The following is a 14,920-nucleotide window of genomic DNA, read 5'->3' on the forward strand; positions in this document are numbered from 1 at the left end:
CGCTCACGTGCACTCGCGCCCCTACCTGTGGACAATGGAGAAGTTGCGCTCTTTCGGGCGCAGCAGATGTCTCTAGGAGGAACCGTGACCGACGGCCCGCTGATCGTCCAGTCCGACAAAACACTGTTGCTCGAGATCGATCACGAACTCGCGGGCGCAGCGCGGGCGGCCATCGCACCGTTCGCGGAGCTCGAACGTGCCCCCGAGCACGTGCACACCTATCGCATCACCCCGCTGGCACTGTGGAACGCACGTGCGGCAGGCCACGACGCCGAGCAGGTGGTCGATGCGCTGGTGAATTTCTCGCGTTATGCGGTACCCCAGCCGCTGTTGGTCGACATCGTCGACACCATGGCGCGGTACGGCCGACTGCAGTTGGTCAAGAGCCCGGTCCACGGGCTGGTGCTCATCAGCCTCGACCGTGCCGTGCTCACGGAGGTGATGCGGCACAAGAAGATTGCGCCCATGCTCGGCGCGATGGTCGACGAGGACACCGTCGTCGTCCACCCCAGCGAGCGCGGCCACGTGAAGCAGATGTTGCTCAAGATCGGCTGGCCTGCCGAGGACCTCGCCGGCTATGTCGACGGCGAAGCCCACCCCATCGAGCTCGATACCGAGGGCGGCAAGTGGACACTGCGCGATTACCAGGAGATGGCGGCCGATTCGTTCTGGGCCGGCGGCTCCGGCGTCGTCGTCCTGCCGTGTGGCGCGGGCAAGACGATGGTGGGTGCGGCCGCGATGGCCAGAGCCAAGGCGACCACGCTGATTCTGGTCACCAACACTGTCGCCGGTCGGCAGTGGAAGCGCGAACTCATCGCCCGCACTTCGCTCACCGAGGAAGAAATCGGTGAGTATTCGGGAGAGCGCAAAGAGATTCGACCTGTGACAATCGCCACGTACCAGGTGATCACGCGTCGCACCAAGGGTGAGTACAAGCACCTCGAACTCTTCGATTCCCGCGACTGGGGACTGGTGATCTACGACGAGGTGCATCTACTGCCCGCGCCGGTGTTCCGGATGACCGCCGATCTGCAATCGCGTCGACGTCTGGGCCTGACGGCAACGCTCGTGCGCGAGGACGGTCGTGAGGGAGACGTGTTCTCACTGATCGGACCCAAGCGCTACGACGCGCCGTGGAAGGACATCGAGGCGCAGGGCTGGATCGCCCCGGCCGAATGCATCGAAGTGCGGGTAACCCTCACCGACGCCGAGCGCATGTCGTACGCCGTCGCCGAGCCCGAGGAGCGCTACAAGCTGTGCTCGACGGCGCACACCAAGATCGCCGTCGTGAAGTCCATCCTGGCGAAACACCAGGACGCTCCGACGTTGGTCATCGGCGCGTACCTCGATCAGTTGAACGAACTCGGCGAGGCACTGAACGCTCCGGTCATTCAGGGCTCGACCAAGAACAAGGAACGTGAAGTGCTCTTCGACGCGTTCCGCAGGGGCGAGATCAGGACGCTCGTGGTCAGCAAGGTGGCGAACTTCTCGATCGACCTTCCGGAAGCGTCCGTCGCAGTGCAGGTTTCGGGAACGTTCGGATCCAGGCAGGAGGAGGCGCAGCGCCTCGGCCGTCTGCTCCGTCCGAAGCACGACGGCGGTCAGGCGCACTTCTACTCGGTGGTCTCCCGCGACACCCTCGACGCCGAATACGCCGCGCACCGTCAACGTTTCCTCGCCGAGCAGGGCTACGCGTACCGCATCACCGATGCAGACGACTTGCTCGGTCCGGCGATCTGACGCTGTCGCCGGTATCTCCCGTCGTGCTAGGAATAGCGGTGTGCGCCGATTCCAGTTTTCCGTAGACGTAGCCCACGCGAAGTCGGTCAACGAGACGTTCACCGAGCTGCGCAGGCTGCGGGCCTCCGCGGCGCTCACCGCGGTGTTCCTCATCGCTCTCGGTGCATGGTTCATCTGGATCGCGACCCCGTGGTCGTACATCCTCGGCGCGGTGTTCGCGATCGGCGCGGCGACGTCACTGTGGGTGATGCTGTGGGCACCGAAGAAGATGGGATCCATCGAATCGCAGTATGCCGAAGGCGATCTGGTGCCCGCGGTGGTGGCCGAGACGCTGCCTGTCGGAGCATTGCTGCTGGCCCTGGTCGACATCGCGAAGCCGGGGGTGGACGAACCGCACTACGTGTTGACCACCCGCGTCGTGCGGGCACTTCCCGGCCACGCCGTCGAGCGAGGTGCCAAGGTGCCCGCGGTGTCGGTTCTGGCGGACCGTGGCAGAAACACCGGCGGGAGAACGTGGCAGTTGGTCTCGGCGATGCCCATCGCGTGGGGTACCGCCGATCCGGTGGTGATCGCACGCGCCACCGACCAGATCACCGAGGGCGAGTGGGCGTTGCTGCACGCCAACATCGGCTTGTCGGAGAAGGTCCGCAAGGCCAAGAACCAGCAGTTGCTCGTCGACCCGGCGGATCTTCCCGACGACCTACGCTGACGTCAGGGATCTGCAATCGGAATGCGTCGGGCGGCGCACCTCTCAAAGCCTCAGCGTCGAGACAGCGGTGACTGAATACCTGTCGACAACTGACCTCAGGTCGCACAATTCGAAGGCTCCGACGGAATGCCGTGTGATCGTGCGAATTGTGGGCGGTGAGGTCAGTAGTGCCGACCGACCGCGGAGCCGACCGTCGCGATGCTCGCCGAGCTCTACTTCAGTTCGGCTATCACTTCACGTTCGAAGAGTTCGATGGCGGAGCGATCGTAGGCAGCCTCGGGGAAGTAGAAGATGCCGTACGTCATCCCCTGTTCCTGCAGCGCGGTCAGGTTTTCGACGATCTGCTCCGGGGTCCCGACTGCCGGCATGCCTCGGTATGCGTCCAAGGCACCGTGAGCTCTCTCGGCCCCCACGTATTCCGCGAGCCGGCTCTCGAGCGCGCGGAGCTTGTCCTCCACCTCGGACTCGGTCGCAGCGATGACGACGTTGTAGTTCGCCGAGCGGACGATCGCGTCGAAGTCGGTGCCCACGGTCGCGCAGTGCTCGCGTAGCAGGGCCGACTTGTGGGCGAAGGCCGTGGGAGTTCCGTCGAAGTTGGTGTAGTCGGCGTACTTCGCCGCAATCTTCAGCGTCACCTTCTCACCACCGCCTGCGATCCACAGAGGGATGCCGCCCTCCTGCAGCGGCAGAGGCCGAACCACGGCACCGTCGATCTCGTAGTACTTGCCGTCGAGGAACACTTCGCCGGTGGTCCATGCCTGTTTGAAGATCTGTACGCCCTCGTCGAGCCGGCCCAATCGTTCTCCGGCAGAGGGAAACCCGTAACCGTAGGCGCGGAATTCGTGCTCGTGCCAACCGCCACCGATGCCCATCTCGACGCGGCCGCCGGAGATGATGTCCACTGTGGCAGCAACTTTGGCGAGGTAGGCCGGGTTGCGGTACGCCATCGCCGTGCACATCTGGCCGAGCCTGATCCGGGACGTGGTCGCAGCCAACGCGGACATCAGCGACCAGGCCTCGTGCGTCGCCTCGTCGGTCGCGGTGGGAACGGTGTGGAAGTGGTCGTAGACCCACAAAGATTCCCACGGACCGGCCTCGGCGGCGAGCGCGTGGTCACGCATCGCGCCCCAGTGCCGGGCAGGGTCGATACCGACCAGATCGAGACGCCAACCCTGTGGAACGAACAAACCGAATCGCATGACAGGCACAGTACAGACGCAGGGCGAACGACCGCTTTCCGTCTGTGAACTAAGCTGCACGAATGTCCGAGATGTTGCCCTCGCGCACAGTGGCACGGTTGCGCCCGTTCGCATCGACGATCTTCGCCGAGATGACTGCTCTGGCCGTCACCAAGAATGCCGTCAATCTCGGGCAGGGCTTTCCGGACACCGACGGGCCTGCTGCCATGCTCGAGGCTGCGCGCGAGGCCATCGCCAACGGGCTCAATCAATACTCCCCCGGCCCTGGCATGCCGGTACTGCGCACCGCCATCGCCGACGACAGGGCGGCCCGATTCGGTCTGCGCTACGACCCCGACTCGCAGGTACTCGTCACCGTCGGTGCCACCGAGGCGATCTCGGCGGCACTGCTGGGCTTGATCGAGCCGGGCGACGACGTGCTGCTGATCGAACCGTTCTACGACTCCTACGCGGCCGCCATCGCCCTCGCCGGTGCCACCCGCACCGCCGTACCTCTGGTCTCCGAAGGCAACGGGTGGACCGTCGACACCGACGCTCTCGAACGCGCCGTCGGCCCCCGAACACGCATGCTGATCGTCAATTCGCCGCACAACCCCACCGGCACGGTCTTCGACCGCGCCGCCATGATCCGCATCGCCGACATCGCGATCGCCCACGATCTGTTGGTCCTCACCGACGAGGTCTACGAGCACCTGACCTTCGACGGCCGTGTGCACACGCCGATAGCGACACTGCCGGGGATGTTCGAGCGCACCGTGACCGTCTCGAGCGCCGCAAAAACGTTCAATGCCACGGGGTGGAAGACGGGTTGGGCGCTGGGGCCGGCCGAATTGATCGACGCCGTCCGCGCCGCCAAACAGTTCATGAGCTTCGTCGGCGGAACTCCGTTTCAACCGGCGGTCGCCTACGCGTTGGGGCACGAGCAGGCCTGGATCGGGTCCATGCGCGACGGTTTGCAGCGCAAACGGGACATGCTTTCGGCAGCACTCGCCGCCGCCGGAGCGGATGTGAAGTACAGCGCAGGAACATATTTCGTCTGCGCCGACATCGCGCCGATCGGACGCGGGGACGCATACGAATTCTGCCGCTCCCTACCGGACCTGGTAGGCGTCGCCGCGGTTCCGGTCACTGCGTTCGTCGACGAACCTGCGCCATGGAAGTCGTTGGTGCGCTTCGCTTTCTGCAAGCAGGACGAGGTGCTCGCCGACGCGGCCGAGAGGCTACGGAGATTGTGACTCCGCAGCCGACGATTCCGGCGTACTTCGTCAGACAGGCCGTCGACCTCGCGGTGAAGAGCGGGGTGGACTTGACCTACCCGTTGTCGATGGCCGGAATCGGTTCCACCATTCTCGGCAACCCGGCGGAGCGTCTGACCACCCGGCAGGTGACCGCGTTCACCCAGGCGGTCTGGGCGATGACCGGTGACGAACTGTTCGGTCTCGCCGCAGTACCGGTGCGGCGCGGCAGTTTTCGGGTGGTGTGCCAGACTCTGATTCACACCGAGAACCTGTGGGCCGCACTGGTACGGATGTCCGAGACCATGCGGGTGTTGATTCCGGTTCGCCCCATGACGTTGGATCGAAACGACGAATCCACCGTGTTGACGGTGCACGTCACTCCCACCACTCACCTGAGCCCGGAAGCCAACGAACTCGCCGAGCGTCTGCTGACGGACTTCCTGTTGATTCTGCTGCACCGATTCGCGGCGTGGCTCATCGGCAACCGGGTCAAACTTCTGTCGGCGCAGTTGCCCTACGCGCTACCGGGACCCGAAGCAGGCAAGATGTACGACGCCATCTTCGGAACCCACGTCGAATTCGGAACCGACAGGGCCACACTGGAATTCGACAGTGCCGTGATGCGAGCACCGATAGTGCAGACCGAGGCGACTCTGGCCGAGTATCTGGCGGAATCACCCAATCTGCTGTTCTCGTCCCGAGACTACGACAGCACTGCCTCGAGTCAGGTTCGCCGCGCGCTCGAAACCGGATTCAAAGGTGGCGCACCGGGGACCGAGGACATCGCGACGATGCTGAACATCAGCCCTCCGCACCTGCGCCGCATCCTTCGACAGGAGGGCACCTCGATCAACCAACTGCGAGAAGAAGTGCTACGCGATGCGGCGATCTCCGGGCTCAGCCGAGGCGACAGCGTCGACGACATCTCGAGCCGGTTGGGCTTCTCCGAGCCCAGTGCATTTCGCCGAGCCTTCAAACGGTGGACCGGCCAGACCCCCGGCTCGTACCGTCTCGGCTGACCACCGACTCAGCTGACGCAGAACTCGTTGCCCTCGGGATCGGTCATGGTGATCCAGATGCTGCGCCCTTGATTTCCCCGATGAAGCACCGACGCACCCCGTTCCTCGAGCTGCGAGACCACCGTTTCGCGCTCGTCGCCGACCCTGATGTCCAGGTGCAGCCGGTTCTTCACCGACTTGGGTTCGGGCACCGATTGAAACAACACCCGCGGCGTTCCGGGTGACTCGGGATCGACGATGGCCGCACCGGCCTGCCATACGAGTACGCCCTCGAAGGTGGTCGTGTCCTCCTCGCGGGCGTGCCCCGCGGCGACCATCTCACGAATGAAGTCCTCGTTGCTGGGTTCGGTCTGCCAACCCAGCGTGTGCGCCCACCATTTCGCCAGCGCATGAGGGTTGGCACTGTCCACCACGACCTGAAATCGGTATCCCATGACGGCACGATACCGCCGTTCGCTGGATATGGGAACACACGTTCGATACAGTGACGGTCATGTCGCTTGCCACGCAGGGCTCGTTGTTCGGTGACGCCGACGGACGCGTCGGTTCGCTGGAATCCGTCACCCGTCGCGAACTCACACTGGGGGCATGGGTGGACGTACGCCCGGGCTGGTTGTCCGATACCCACCTGTTCGATTCACTGGTGGACGCCGTCGACTGGCGCGCCGAGCGCAGGCAGATGTACGACCGCGTGGTCGATGTGCCGCGCCTGGTTCGGTTCTACGCCGAACGCGAGCGTTGGCCCGACGCAGCACTGTACGACGCGCGCGATGCCCTCGACGATCATTACCGCGCCGAACTCGGCGAATCCTTCGCCACCGCAGGCCTGTGCTACTACCGCGACGGATCCGACAGCGTCGCCTGGCACGGCGACAACATCGGCCGCAGTGCCACCGAAGACACGATGGTCGCGATCGTGTCGCTCGGTGCGTCGAGACAACTCATGCTCCGGCCCCGCGGCGGCGGAACGTCGCTGAAATTCACCCTCGGGCACGGGGACCTGGTGGTGATGGGCGGCTCGTGTCAACGAACATGGGAACATGCCGTCCCCAAGTCCACCCGCGCGACCGGCCCACGTATCAGCGTGCAATTCCGACCGCGCGGGGTCCGTTAACGCGTGGTTCTCGCGCTACGGCGGCCCTCGACTGCTGCAGCCAACACGTCCAATTGCGTTGCCGTGGTGTCCCAATCGAGGCACGCATCCGTGATGGACTGTCCGTACACGAGATCCTCACGGTGGCCGAGTTCGAGATCCTGGCGCCCCGCAACCAGGAAGCTCTCGAGCATCAGTCCGACGATGCCGTGTTCGCCCGCCGCGACTCTGGCTGCCACGTCGGTGACCACGTCGACCTGCTTGTTGTGGTCCTTGCGGCTGTTGCCGTGACTGGCGTCGATGACGACACGCTCGGGCAGACCCGACTTGCGCAGTCGCGCAACGGTATCGGCGACGGACTCGGCGTCGTAGTTCGGCCCGTCGACGCCGCCGCGAAGAATGACGTGGCAGTCGGGGTTTCCGACCGTGCGGATCAGAGCCGCTTGGCCGTCGAGATCGGTACCCGGGAAGACATGGCTCGCGGCGGCGGCACGGGTGCCGTCGACAGCAACCTGGATGTCGCCCTCGGTGGAGTTCTTGATCCCCACCGGCATGGACAACGCACTGCACAGCTGGCGATGCACCTGGCTGGCCGCAGTCCGCGCACCGATGGCACCGTAGGTCACCAGATCTGCGATGTACTGCGGCGTGATCGGGTCGAGGAATTCGCAACCGACCGGTAGACCGAGCGCGGAAATGTCCAGCAGCAGTTGGCGTCCCACTCGCAGGCCGGAATTGATGTCGAAGCTGCCGTCCAGGTGCGGATCGTTGATCAGACCCTTCCAGCCGAGCGTCGTCCGCGGCTTCTCGAAGTAGACGCGCATGACGATGTGCAGGCGATCGCCCAGTTCCGATGCCTTGACTGCGAGACGTCCGGCGTAATCGAGGGCGGCCGCGGTGTCGTGAACCGAACATGGGCCGACGACGACGATCAGGCGATCGTCACGGCCGTCGAGAACATCGACGACGCCGGCCCGTCCGGTACGAACGGTCGACGAGATCGCGTCGTCCACAGCATGTTCGCGGCGCAGCACCGACGGCGCAACCAGCGGACTGATGCTGATGGTGCGCTGATCGTCGAGTGACGGGGTATCGAGGGAGAGCGTCATGAGAGGGTTTCCTGTTCCCAGGCCGACTCTGCATGCTCCACGCGCACTTCGAGCCGGTCTGATTCCGGCTCGTTGGGGTGGGGGTCAGCGCATGGCGTCGCTGGCTGACCCACCCGGGGCCGGCCTGCTAAACCAGAAATACGTGCGCTGCATGAAGAGCACCGTAACAGATACGTGGATCGTGGCAATCAGCTCACCCTGGTTTAGCCTAGGGTTACCTACCTATGCCCGATCTGCGAAAGAGAACGAAGTGAACCGTCTGCTCGTCGCCACTGCCATCGTCGCAGTCGCTGCCCTGACCACCGTCGCGTGCGGCGACAGCGCCGAGCAGACGACGAGCACCTCCACCCCTCCCGCCTCCAGCAGCGCCGACGCGGCATCGGGCGCACCGGGACCCACCGGCATTCCCGACGGAATGGGTTCGGGTGTCGCCGACGGCGAGTTTCCGCGCACCGTCGGCCATTTCGGCGGCTCCACCGACATCCCTGCGGAGCCGAAGAAGGTCGTGGTGATCGCCACCGGTCAGCTCGACGCGGCGCTGACGCTGGGGGTGATCCCCACAGGTGCCGCTTACGGTGACGGTGCCGACCTGGTGCCCGACTACATCGGCTTCTCGTTTCCCCAGTACGCGGACCAGCTGACACAACTGGTGGACGTGGGCAACCGTCAGGAGGTCGACATCGAAGCCATCGCGGCCATACAACCCGACCTCATCCTGGCGAACGAGACCGGCTCGGGCGACATCTACCCGACGCTGTCGGCCATCGCGCCGACCGTACTGACCGAGGGCACCGGAGTGAACTGGAAGCAGGACTTCCTGCTGCTCGCGGACGCACTGGGACGCACCGAGCAGGCGCAGGGATTCCTGGACACATTCACGAACGACGCTGCAGCGCTGGGTGATTCGGTGGCCGGCAGCACTCCGACCGTCTCCTTCGTCCGCTTCACCGCCGATCGGGCACGCGTGTTCGGCGTCGCATCGTTCGCGGGATACATCGCCTGGGACGCGGGGCTCGCTCGGCCGGAAAGTCAGCAGTTCGAGAAGACCTCGCAGGACTTCAGCGAGGAGGAGATTCAGCTGGCGAACGCCGACTGGGTGTTCGTCTCCAGCCAGGACGCCGAAGCCGATTCGAGCGCCGCGTCGTACACCACCAACCCGCTGTGGACCGGCATGAGCGCGGCAACGCAGAACCGTATCGTTCGCGTCGACGACGACCCGTGGTATCTCAACGCGGGTCCGACGGCAGCAACCATCGTGCTCGAGGGCCTGAAGAGCGCTCTGCAGAGCTGACCCCTCGCCGTGCGCGTTTTGCGCGCTCAGGAGTACGCAAAACGCGCACGACGCGGTTATAGGTTGCGCACAACTTAACCGTGCACTACTGTTAATCAGGTGACCAACGAACTCGCCCTCGATCGTCAGGTGTGCTTCGCGCTGTACTCCGCCTCGCGGGCTACCACCGCGGTGTACCGCCCGATGCTCGACAAGCTCGGCGTCACGTACCCGCAGTACCTCGTGCTGCTGGTGCTGTGGGAACAGGACGGGCGCGGCGTCAAGGACATCTGCGCCGAACTCGATCTGGACACCGGCACGCTCTCGCCGTTGCTCAAGCGACTCGAAGGCCTCGGACTCATCGAGCGCCGACGCCTGAGCACCGACGAGCGTCGCGTCGAGATCCACCTCACCGACACCGGAAGTGCCCTGCGCGCACACGCACTCGACATTCCGCGCCAGCTGGCCGAGAAGACCGGCATGAACGTCGACGACCTGGTCAGGCTGAAAGAGTCCCTCGACGCATTGACCAACGCCTTGCATCACACCGATTCGACAACGACAGAAGGAGCATCATGAAGACCATCTACACCGCCGAAGCGCTCGCCACCGGCGAAGGCCGCAACGGCCACGCCCGCACCTCCGACGGACGTCTCGACCTCGATCTCGCTATCCCGGAGGCCATGGGCGGCAGCGGAAACGGCACCAACCCCGAGCAGCTCTTCGCCGCCGGTTACGCCGCATGCTTCCACTCCGCACTGCAGATGGTGGCCCGTCAGGACAAGGCCGACGTCACCGATTCGGCCGTCGGCGCACGTGTCGACATCGGCCCGAACGACGCAGGCGGCTTCCAGCTCGCCGTCACCCTCGAGGTGACGCTGCCGAACCTGAGCCGCGAGAACGCCCAGGCCTTGGCCGACAAGGCCCATCAGGTCTGCCCGTACTCCAACGCCACCCGCGGCAACATCGACGTCACCGTCACTGTCACCGAAGACGAGTAGAGGAAACATCTTGAAGGCACACGAAATTCACCTCGCGTCCCGCCCAGAAGGCTGGCCGACCGAAGACAACTTTCGCGCGGAGGTCGTCGACCTCCCCGAACTCGCAGACGGGCAGATCCTCGTCCGCAACATCGTGATGTCGGTCGATCCGTACATGCGCGGCCGGATGAACGACGTGAAGTCGTACGTCCCGCCGTTCCAGATCGACGCACCGCTCGACGGCGGTGCCGTCGGCGAGATCATCGAATCCAAGGCCGAAGGTTTCTCGGTCGGCGACGCTGTCGTACACGGCAAGGGGTGGCGCGATCTCGCCATCGTCCCCGCGAAGGGTGCCAGCAAGGTCGACCTCGGTGCAGCGGAGGCCTCGGCATACCTCAGCGCGCTCGGAATGACCGGAACCACAGCGTATGCGGGCCTGACCGATGTGGCGTCGTTCAAGGAGGGTGACGTCGTGTTCGTCTCCGGCGCAGCCGGAGCCGTCGGGTCACTCGTCGGCCAGATCGCCAAGGCGCTCGGCGCATCTCGCGTCATCGGCAGCGCGGGTTCCCCCGCCAAGGTGGCCCGCTTGCTCGAGCTCGGCTTCGACGCGGCATTCGACTACCACGACGGGCCTGTCGCCGAGCAGCTGCGACAGGCGGCACCGGACGGCATCGACGTGTACTTCGACAACGTCGGCGGCGACCATCTCGAAGCCGCCATCGGATCGCTGAACAAGCACGGTCGAATTGCCATGTGCGGAGCGATCGCTCAATACAACTCCACCGAGCCGACGCCCGCACCGCGCAATCTCGCTCTCGCCATCGGCAAGGAGCTGACGCTCAAGGGGTTCATCGTCGGTTCGTATGCGCACCTCACCGAGGAATTCCGCACGAAGATGACGCAGTGGCTCGCCAGCGGCGCAATCGAATTCGACGAAACGGTCGTCGACGGACTCGACAACGCTCCCTCGGCTTTCATCGGACTGATGAAGGGCGAGAACACCGGCAAGATGGTCGTCACCATCTAGGTCCGGTCCGAACGGTTTCACCACAGTGCACACCCCGGTCGGGATTCCGACCGGGGTGTTTCCATGCTGGGACCGATTACAGTCGGTGCATGCCTGCCGCCCCGCTCCCGCTGCGCGACGGCCTCGACCCCACCCGGGTGCGGATGCCCGACGTCGCGACCGGAGCTACGGTGCTCGAGTACCTCTGCGCACGCTTCCCTCAGGACTCGGCCAGGTTGATCGAGAAGGTTACCGACGGTGAGATCGTCGACGCGGCAGGCGTACCCGTCGACGCGACTACGGTCGCGTCGGCGCGAGCGGACATCTACCTCTACCGCGACCCGCCGGTGGAGCCGACGGTACCGTTCTCGCTCGATGTGCTTCACCGCGACGAGAACCTGCTCGTGGTGGACAAACCGCATTTTCTCGCCACCACCCCACGGGGCGCGTACGTCGCCCGATCGGCGTTGGTTCTGCTTCGCCGCAGATGCGACCTACCCGAGCTGAGCCCGGCGCATCGCCTCGACCGGCTCACCGCGGGGGTCCTGGTGTTCACCGTCAGACAGCAGGCCCGTCGGCCATACCAAGAGTTGTTCGCTCAACGCGCGATCACCAAGCAGTACGACGCCATCGCCCCACTCGCGCCCGATCTCCTCTTTCCGTTGACAGTGCGCAGCCGAATCATCAAGGAGCGCGGCGTTCTTCAGGCCCGTGAGGTACCGGGCGAGCCCAATGCCGAGACGCGTGTCGAACTGGTCGACACACCGGGAGCCCACGGCCTGTACCGACTGCAACCACGAACCGGAAAGACGCATCAACTGCGAGTTCATCTGTGCTCGTTGGGGATTCCGATCGTCGGAGACAACTTCTACCCGACGTTCCGCGATGTCGCCGACGACGACTACTCCGATCCGCTCCGTCTGCTGGCGCGCTCGATCGAATTTGTCGATCCGCTCAGCGGCCTGGTCCGACGGTTCGAGAGCAATAGGACTCTCGAACCGCCCGCGGACCACGCGCCACATTCCCGACCTTGACAAATTCGCTTGCCGAAACTGCAATGGAGGGATGAAAGCACCGGTCGCCAGCCTGGACGAGGTCATCGCGAGCCTCGGTCCCCGCCTCAAACGCATCAGGATGGAAAAGAACACCACCCTCGCTTCGCTGTCCGAGACGACCGGAATCTCGATCAGTACGCTTTCGCGGCTCGAATCCGGTGATCGCAAACCCAGCCTGGAACTGTTGTGGCCGATTGCGCGGGCCCATCAGATGGCTCTGGACGACCTGGTGACTGCACCTCCGGTCGCCGACCCTCGAGTGCGCACCACGGCCACCGTTCGCGAACACGTGACGATCCTTCCCCTGACGCTGCGTCCGGGCGGCCTCCAGGCGTACAAGCTTCTGGTCCGCCCCGAGGACTCGGAACCGCGCCCGCGAACCCACGAAGGGTACGAGTGGCTCTACGTGTTGGACGGCACGCTACGACTGATTCTCGGCGAGCACGATCTGACGATGAAGCCCGGTGAGGCCGCCGAGTTCGACACCCGGGTACCGCACTGGTTCGGTGCCGTGGGGAACCGACCGGTCGAGCTTTTGAGCTTGTTCGGACCCCAGGGCGAGAGGATGCATGTGCGGGCAAAACCGACGGTATGAAATGTCATGTCCGTATGAGACAGTGAAGCCGCTCGACGCCAGAGTCCGCTTCGGTCATCCGCACCGACCACAACATCTCGAGGAAAAAGATGACCGACAGACTGCCCGATTCGCCTGCATCTCGCACCCATGTGGACATCGCAACCGGAGTGCTCATCGGCATCCACGGCGGATCCGTCACAGACGCAATCGACGAGCTGTTCACGACCGCGAGGAATCACCGGGTCAGTCTGTTCGAGCTCTCGCGCACACTCATCACGGTCGCGGAGGGCCGCGACATCGAGCGATCCTCTGCCACCGATGCCGTGTATCAGGTGTGGGGCTCAGCGCTGGGTCGCCGGGGCGCAGAGGCGACGTTCGGCTTGGTCACCGATTCTGCAGCGCTCTGATCGAGCCGAGTAGCTAGCCGCGCACCGACGGATCGGTGCGCAGCTCCGGGAACCGGGCTGTCATCGCGTCGATATGTCGGTACATCTCGTAGAGCTCGGTCCGCAGCGTCGACGCCTCGGACTCGAACGCCCGCGCACGAGCTTCGGCGCGATCCGCACGAGCTCGAAACGCCTTGGACTGCGCCTGTTCGATGGATGCCGAACACGTCTCGATATGTTCGGCCAGTCCTCTCGCGAACACCCTCGCCTGGGCGAGGTTGACGGCGTAGTTGTCGTCCCGCGGAGCCGGTGACGCTGCGCCGTGTGGTGTGCCCATCAAAACTCGTCACCCTCGATCGTCGACCAGAAATTCTTTCGCGACTCTACGCTCAGCCTCGAGCGGTTCGTCCCGGAACCGGCGTCACCCGAAGACGAGCGCCAGGACCACCGACGCCGAGGTGGCCGCGATGGCGATCACGATGGTCGCCGCGATCGCACGCTGACGCAACGAGCGGTGATTCGGCCCGGAGCGAGCACCCTCGAAGTCGGCTTCGTCCGAATCGGCATCCGAGTGATAGAAGTCGTCGGAGTTCAGCCCGTCCTCGTCGAAGTAGACGACGTCTCGCGGCGGCACCCAGTGCTGCCCGTTGGCTTCGATCGTCGCCACGAGCCGCTCGAGCCGAATCCGAGCGCGGGTGGGGTACCAGTCGGAGGGCGCGCGGATCGGCAGTGCCGCCGCCAGCGTCAACGGCGATCTCGATTGCTTCTCCAGTGCAGCGAATGCAGCGGACGCCGTCGGATCGTCGTCGGACTTGTCGGTGAGGAACCACGCCGCTCCGGCAGCAGCCCGATCGCCGAGTACCAGATGGGTGTACGCGAGCAAGTCGAGGATGCCGGGCGAGGCCGGGTTCCGACGCAATGCGCGAACGAGCCGGTCACGCGCAGCGACGGTGTCTCCGCGCGCCAGATCCTCTTGTGCTCGATCGATCACGTCCACGTCTCCGACCATAACGCGTGAACGAGAAAAGCCCCTCCCGGAGAACCGGAAGGGGCTTTCATCATGTAGGTCGATCCGACGCTTGACGTTCCAACATCGTGGTGGCCAGGGCCGGGATCGAACCGGCGACCTTCCGCTTTTCAGGCGGACGCTCGTACCAACTGAGCTACCTGGCCGGGCGGCACCGGTGAAACAATGCCATCGCAATGTCGGCACTTTCATACCGATGTTGCGACCCTGACGGGACTCGAACCCGCGACCTCCGCCGTGACAGGGCGGCGCGCTAACCAACTGCGCCACAGGGCCTTGCTGTTGTTGCCGCGCTATTTCTAGCGCAGTAACTCTCCGAACTGCAAATCCGCATCTCGCGAAGAGCGAGACGAAGAATGCTGCACTGCAGACCGGATTGTCAATCCGATCTTTTCCTGCGTACCCCCTACGGGATTCGAACCCGCGCTACCGCCTTGAAAGGGCGGCGTCCTAGGCCGCTAGACGAAGGGGGCCCGCCGAACTGCTTCGACGTTACCCTCAACGGCGTTCCG

General features: G+C 64.7%; 17 protein-coding genes and 3 tRNA genes. 12 read left to right on the forward strand and 8 right to left on the reverse strand.

Going from position 1 to position 14,920, the window contains the following annotated elements; translation table 11 throughout:
* The first annotated feature begins 84 nt into the window (after window positions 1-84).
* Both ACNEOT_RS17135 and ACNEOT_RS17140 read left to right on the forward strand, forming a co-directional pair.
* Window positions 85-1,740, forward strand: coding sequence for a DNA repair helicase XPB (locus tag ACNEOT_RS17135; protein WP_415975448.1), 1,656 nt, complete (start codon window positions 85-87; stop codon window positions 1,738-1,740).
* Between the two features lie 40 nt (window positions 1,741-1,780).
* Entirely contained in the window at window positions 1,781-2,449 is a 669-nt protein-coding gene (locus ACNEOT_RS17140) for a DUF3239 domain-containing protein (protein ID WP_415975449.1), read from the forward strand.
* A gap of 212 nt (window positions 2,450-2,661) precedes the next feature.
* Here the strand turns inward: ACNEOT_RS17140 and ACNEOT_RS17145 are convergent, their stop codons facing one another.
* Window positions 2,662-3,648: an LLM class F420-dependent oxidoreductase gene (locus ACNEOT_RS17145; protein WP_415975450.1), complete on the reverse strand. Its 987-nt coding sequence runs from the start codon at window positions 3,646-3,648 to the stop codon at window positions 2,662-2,664.
* 62 nt (window positions 3,649-3,710) lie between these two features.
* Here ACNEOT_RS17145 and ACNEOT_RS17150 point away from each other — a divergent pair, with 62 nt between their 5' ends.
* Window positions 3,711-4,883, forward strand: a complete 1,173-nt coding sequence (locus ACNEOT_RS17150) for a pyridoxal phosphate-dependent aminotransferase (RefSeq protein WP_415975452.1) — start codon at window positions 3,711-3,713, stop codon at window positions 4,881-4,883.
* Window positions 4,880-5,905 (forward strand): AraC family transcriptional regulator ligand-binding domain-containing protein, encoded by a 1,026-nt coding sequence (locus tag ACNEOT_RS17155; protein WP_415975454.1) that lies wholly within the window; start codon window positions 4,880-4,882, stop codon window positions 5,903-5,905. The genes ACNEOT_RS17150 and ACNEOT_RS17155 overlap by 4 nt, the downstream gene beginning before the upstream one ends.
* An 8-nt stretch (window positions 5,906-5,913) precedes the next feature.
* On the opposite strand, the gene ACNEOT_RS17160 is transcribed toward ACNEOT_RS17155, so the two are convergent.
* On the reverse strand, window positions 5,914-6,339 hold the full coding sequence (locus ACNEOT_RS17160) for a VOC family protein (protein ID WP_415975455.1): 426 nt from the start codon (window positions 6,337-6,339) through the stop codon (window positions 5,914-5,916).
* Window positions 6,340-6,398: 59 nt separating this feature from the next.
* Between ACNEOT_RS17160 and ACNEOT_RS17165 the strand changes: the two genes are divergently transcribed.
* Complete coding sequence (locus ACNEOT_RS17165; RefSeq protein ID WP_415975456.1) at window positions 6,399-7,019, forward strand: alpha-ketoglutarate-dependent dioxygenase AlkB; 621 nt, start codon at window positions 6,399-6,401, stop codon at window positions 7,017-7,019.
* Here ACNEOT_RS17165 and ACNEOT_RS17170 read toward each other — a convergent pair.
* On the reverse strand, window positions 7,016-8,107 hold the full coding sequence (locus ACNEOT_RS17170; protein ID WP_415975458.1) for a 3-deoxy-7-phosphoheptulonate synthase: 1,092 nt from the start codon (window positions 8,105-8,107) through the stop codon (window positions 7,016-7,018). The two genes, ACNEOT_RS17165 and ACNEOT_RS17170, sit on opposite strands and share 4 nt — an antisense overlap.
* A gap of 250 nt (window positions 8,108-8,357) precedes the next feature.
* Between ACNEOT_RS17170 and ACNEOT_RS17175 the strand changes: the two genes are divergently transcribed.
* From ACNEOT_RS17175 to ACNEOT_RS17205, 7 genes are all read left to right on the forward strand, one after another.
* The gene (locus ACNEOT_RS17175; RefSeq protein ID WP_415975460.1) at window positions 8,358-9,398 is read left to right on the forward strand and encodes an ABC transporter substrate-binding protein; all 1,041 of its coding nucleotides are present in this window, start codon (window positions 8,358-8,360) and stop codon (window positions 9,396-9,398) included.
* A 99-nt stretch (window positions 9,399-9,497) separates the two neighbouring features.
* Window positions 9,498-9,956 (forward strand): MarR family winged helix-turn-helix transcriptional regulator, encoded by a 459-nt coding sequence (locus tag ACNEOT_RS17180; RefSeq protein WP_415975462.1) that lies wholly within the window; start codon window positions 9,498-9,500, stop codon window positions 9,954-9,956.
* Window positions 9,953-10,378, forward strand: coding sequence for an organic hydroperoxide resistance protein (locus ACNEOT_RS17185; protein WP_027495882.1), 426 nt, complete (start codon window positions 9,953-9,955; stop codon window positions 10,376-10,378). Before ACNEOT_RS17180 ends, ACNEOT_RS17185 begins: the two co-directional genes overlap by 4 nt.
* Complete coding sequence (locus tag ACNEOT_RS17190; protein WP_415976341.1) at window positions 10,359-11,384, forward strand: NADP-dependent oxidoreductase; 1,026 nt, start codon at window positions 10,359-10,361, stop codon at window positions 11,382-11,384. Before ACNEOT_RS17185 ends, ACNEOT_RS17190 begins: the two co-directional genes overlap by 20 nt.
* Before the next feature lie 89 nt (window positions 11,385-11,473).
* On the forward strand, window positions 11,474-12,397 hold the full coding sequence (locus tag ACNEOT_RS17195) for a pseudouridine synthase (protein WP_415975464.1): 924 nt from the start codon (window positions 11,474-11,476) through the stop codon (window positions 12,395-12,397).
* A gap of 31 nt (window positions 12,398-12,428) precedes the next feature.
* Complete coding sequence (locus ACNEOT_RS17200) at window positions 12,429-13,013, forward strand: helix-turn-helix domain-containing protein (RefSeq protein ID WP_415975465.1); 585 nt, start codon at window positions 12,429-12,431, stop codon at window positions 13,011-13,013.
* Window positions 13,014-13,102: 89 nt separating this feature from the next.
* Window positions 13,103-13,402, forward strand: coding sequence for an ANTAR domain-containing protein (locus tag ACNEOT_RS17205; protein ID WP_415975466.1), 300 nt, complete (start codon window positions 13,103-13,105; stop codon window positions 13,400-13,402).
* Between the two features lie 13 nt (window positions 13,403-13,415).
* Here the strand turns inward: ACNEOT_RS17205 and ACNEOT_RS17210 are convergent, their stop codons facing one another.
* From ACNEOT_RS17210 to ACNEOT_RS17230, 5 genes are all read right to left on the reverse strand, one after another.
* Window positions 13,416-13,718 carry a hypothetical protein gene (locus ACNEOT_RS17210; protein ID WP_415975468.1) on the reverse strand — a complete coding sequence of 101 codons (303 nt, stop codon included), beginning with the start codon at window positions 13,716-13,718 and terminating at the stop codon, window positions 13,416-13,418.
* 84 nt (window positions 13,719-13,802) lie between these two features.
* Complete coding sequence (locus ACNEOT_RS17215; protein ID WP_415975470.1) at window positions 13,803-14,378, reverse strand: DUF6584 family protein; 576 nt, start codon at window positions 14,376-14,378, stop codon at window positions 13,803-13,805.
* A 99-nt stretch (window positions 14,379-14,477) separates the two neighbouring features.
* A tRNA-Phe gene (locus ACNEOT_RS17220) sits at window positions 14,478-14,554 on the reverse strand.
* Between the two features lie 56 nt (window positions 14,555-14,610).
* Window positions 14,611-14,684 (reverse strand) — tRNA-Asp (locus ACNEOT_RS17225).
* A 124-nt stretch (window positions 14,685-14,808) separates the two neighbouring features.
* Window positions 14,809-14,881, reverse strand: a tRNA-Glu gene (locus tag ACNEOT_RS17230).
* Window positions 14,882-14,920 lie beyond the last annotated feature (39 nt).

The organism is Rhodococcus sp. 077-4, from assembly GCF_047782425.1.
In the GTDB taxonomy this organism is placed as follows: domain Bacteria; phylum Actinomycetota; class Actinomycetes; order Mycobacteriales; family Mycobacteriaceae; genus Rhodococcoides.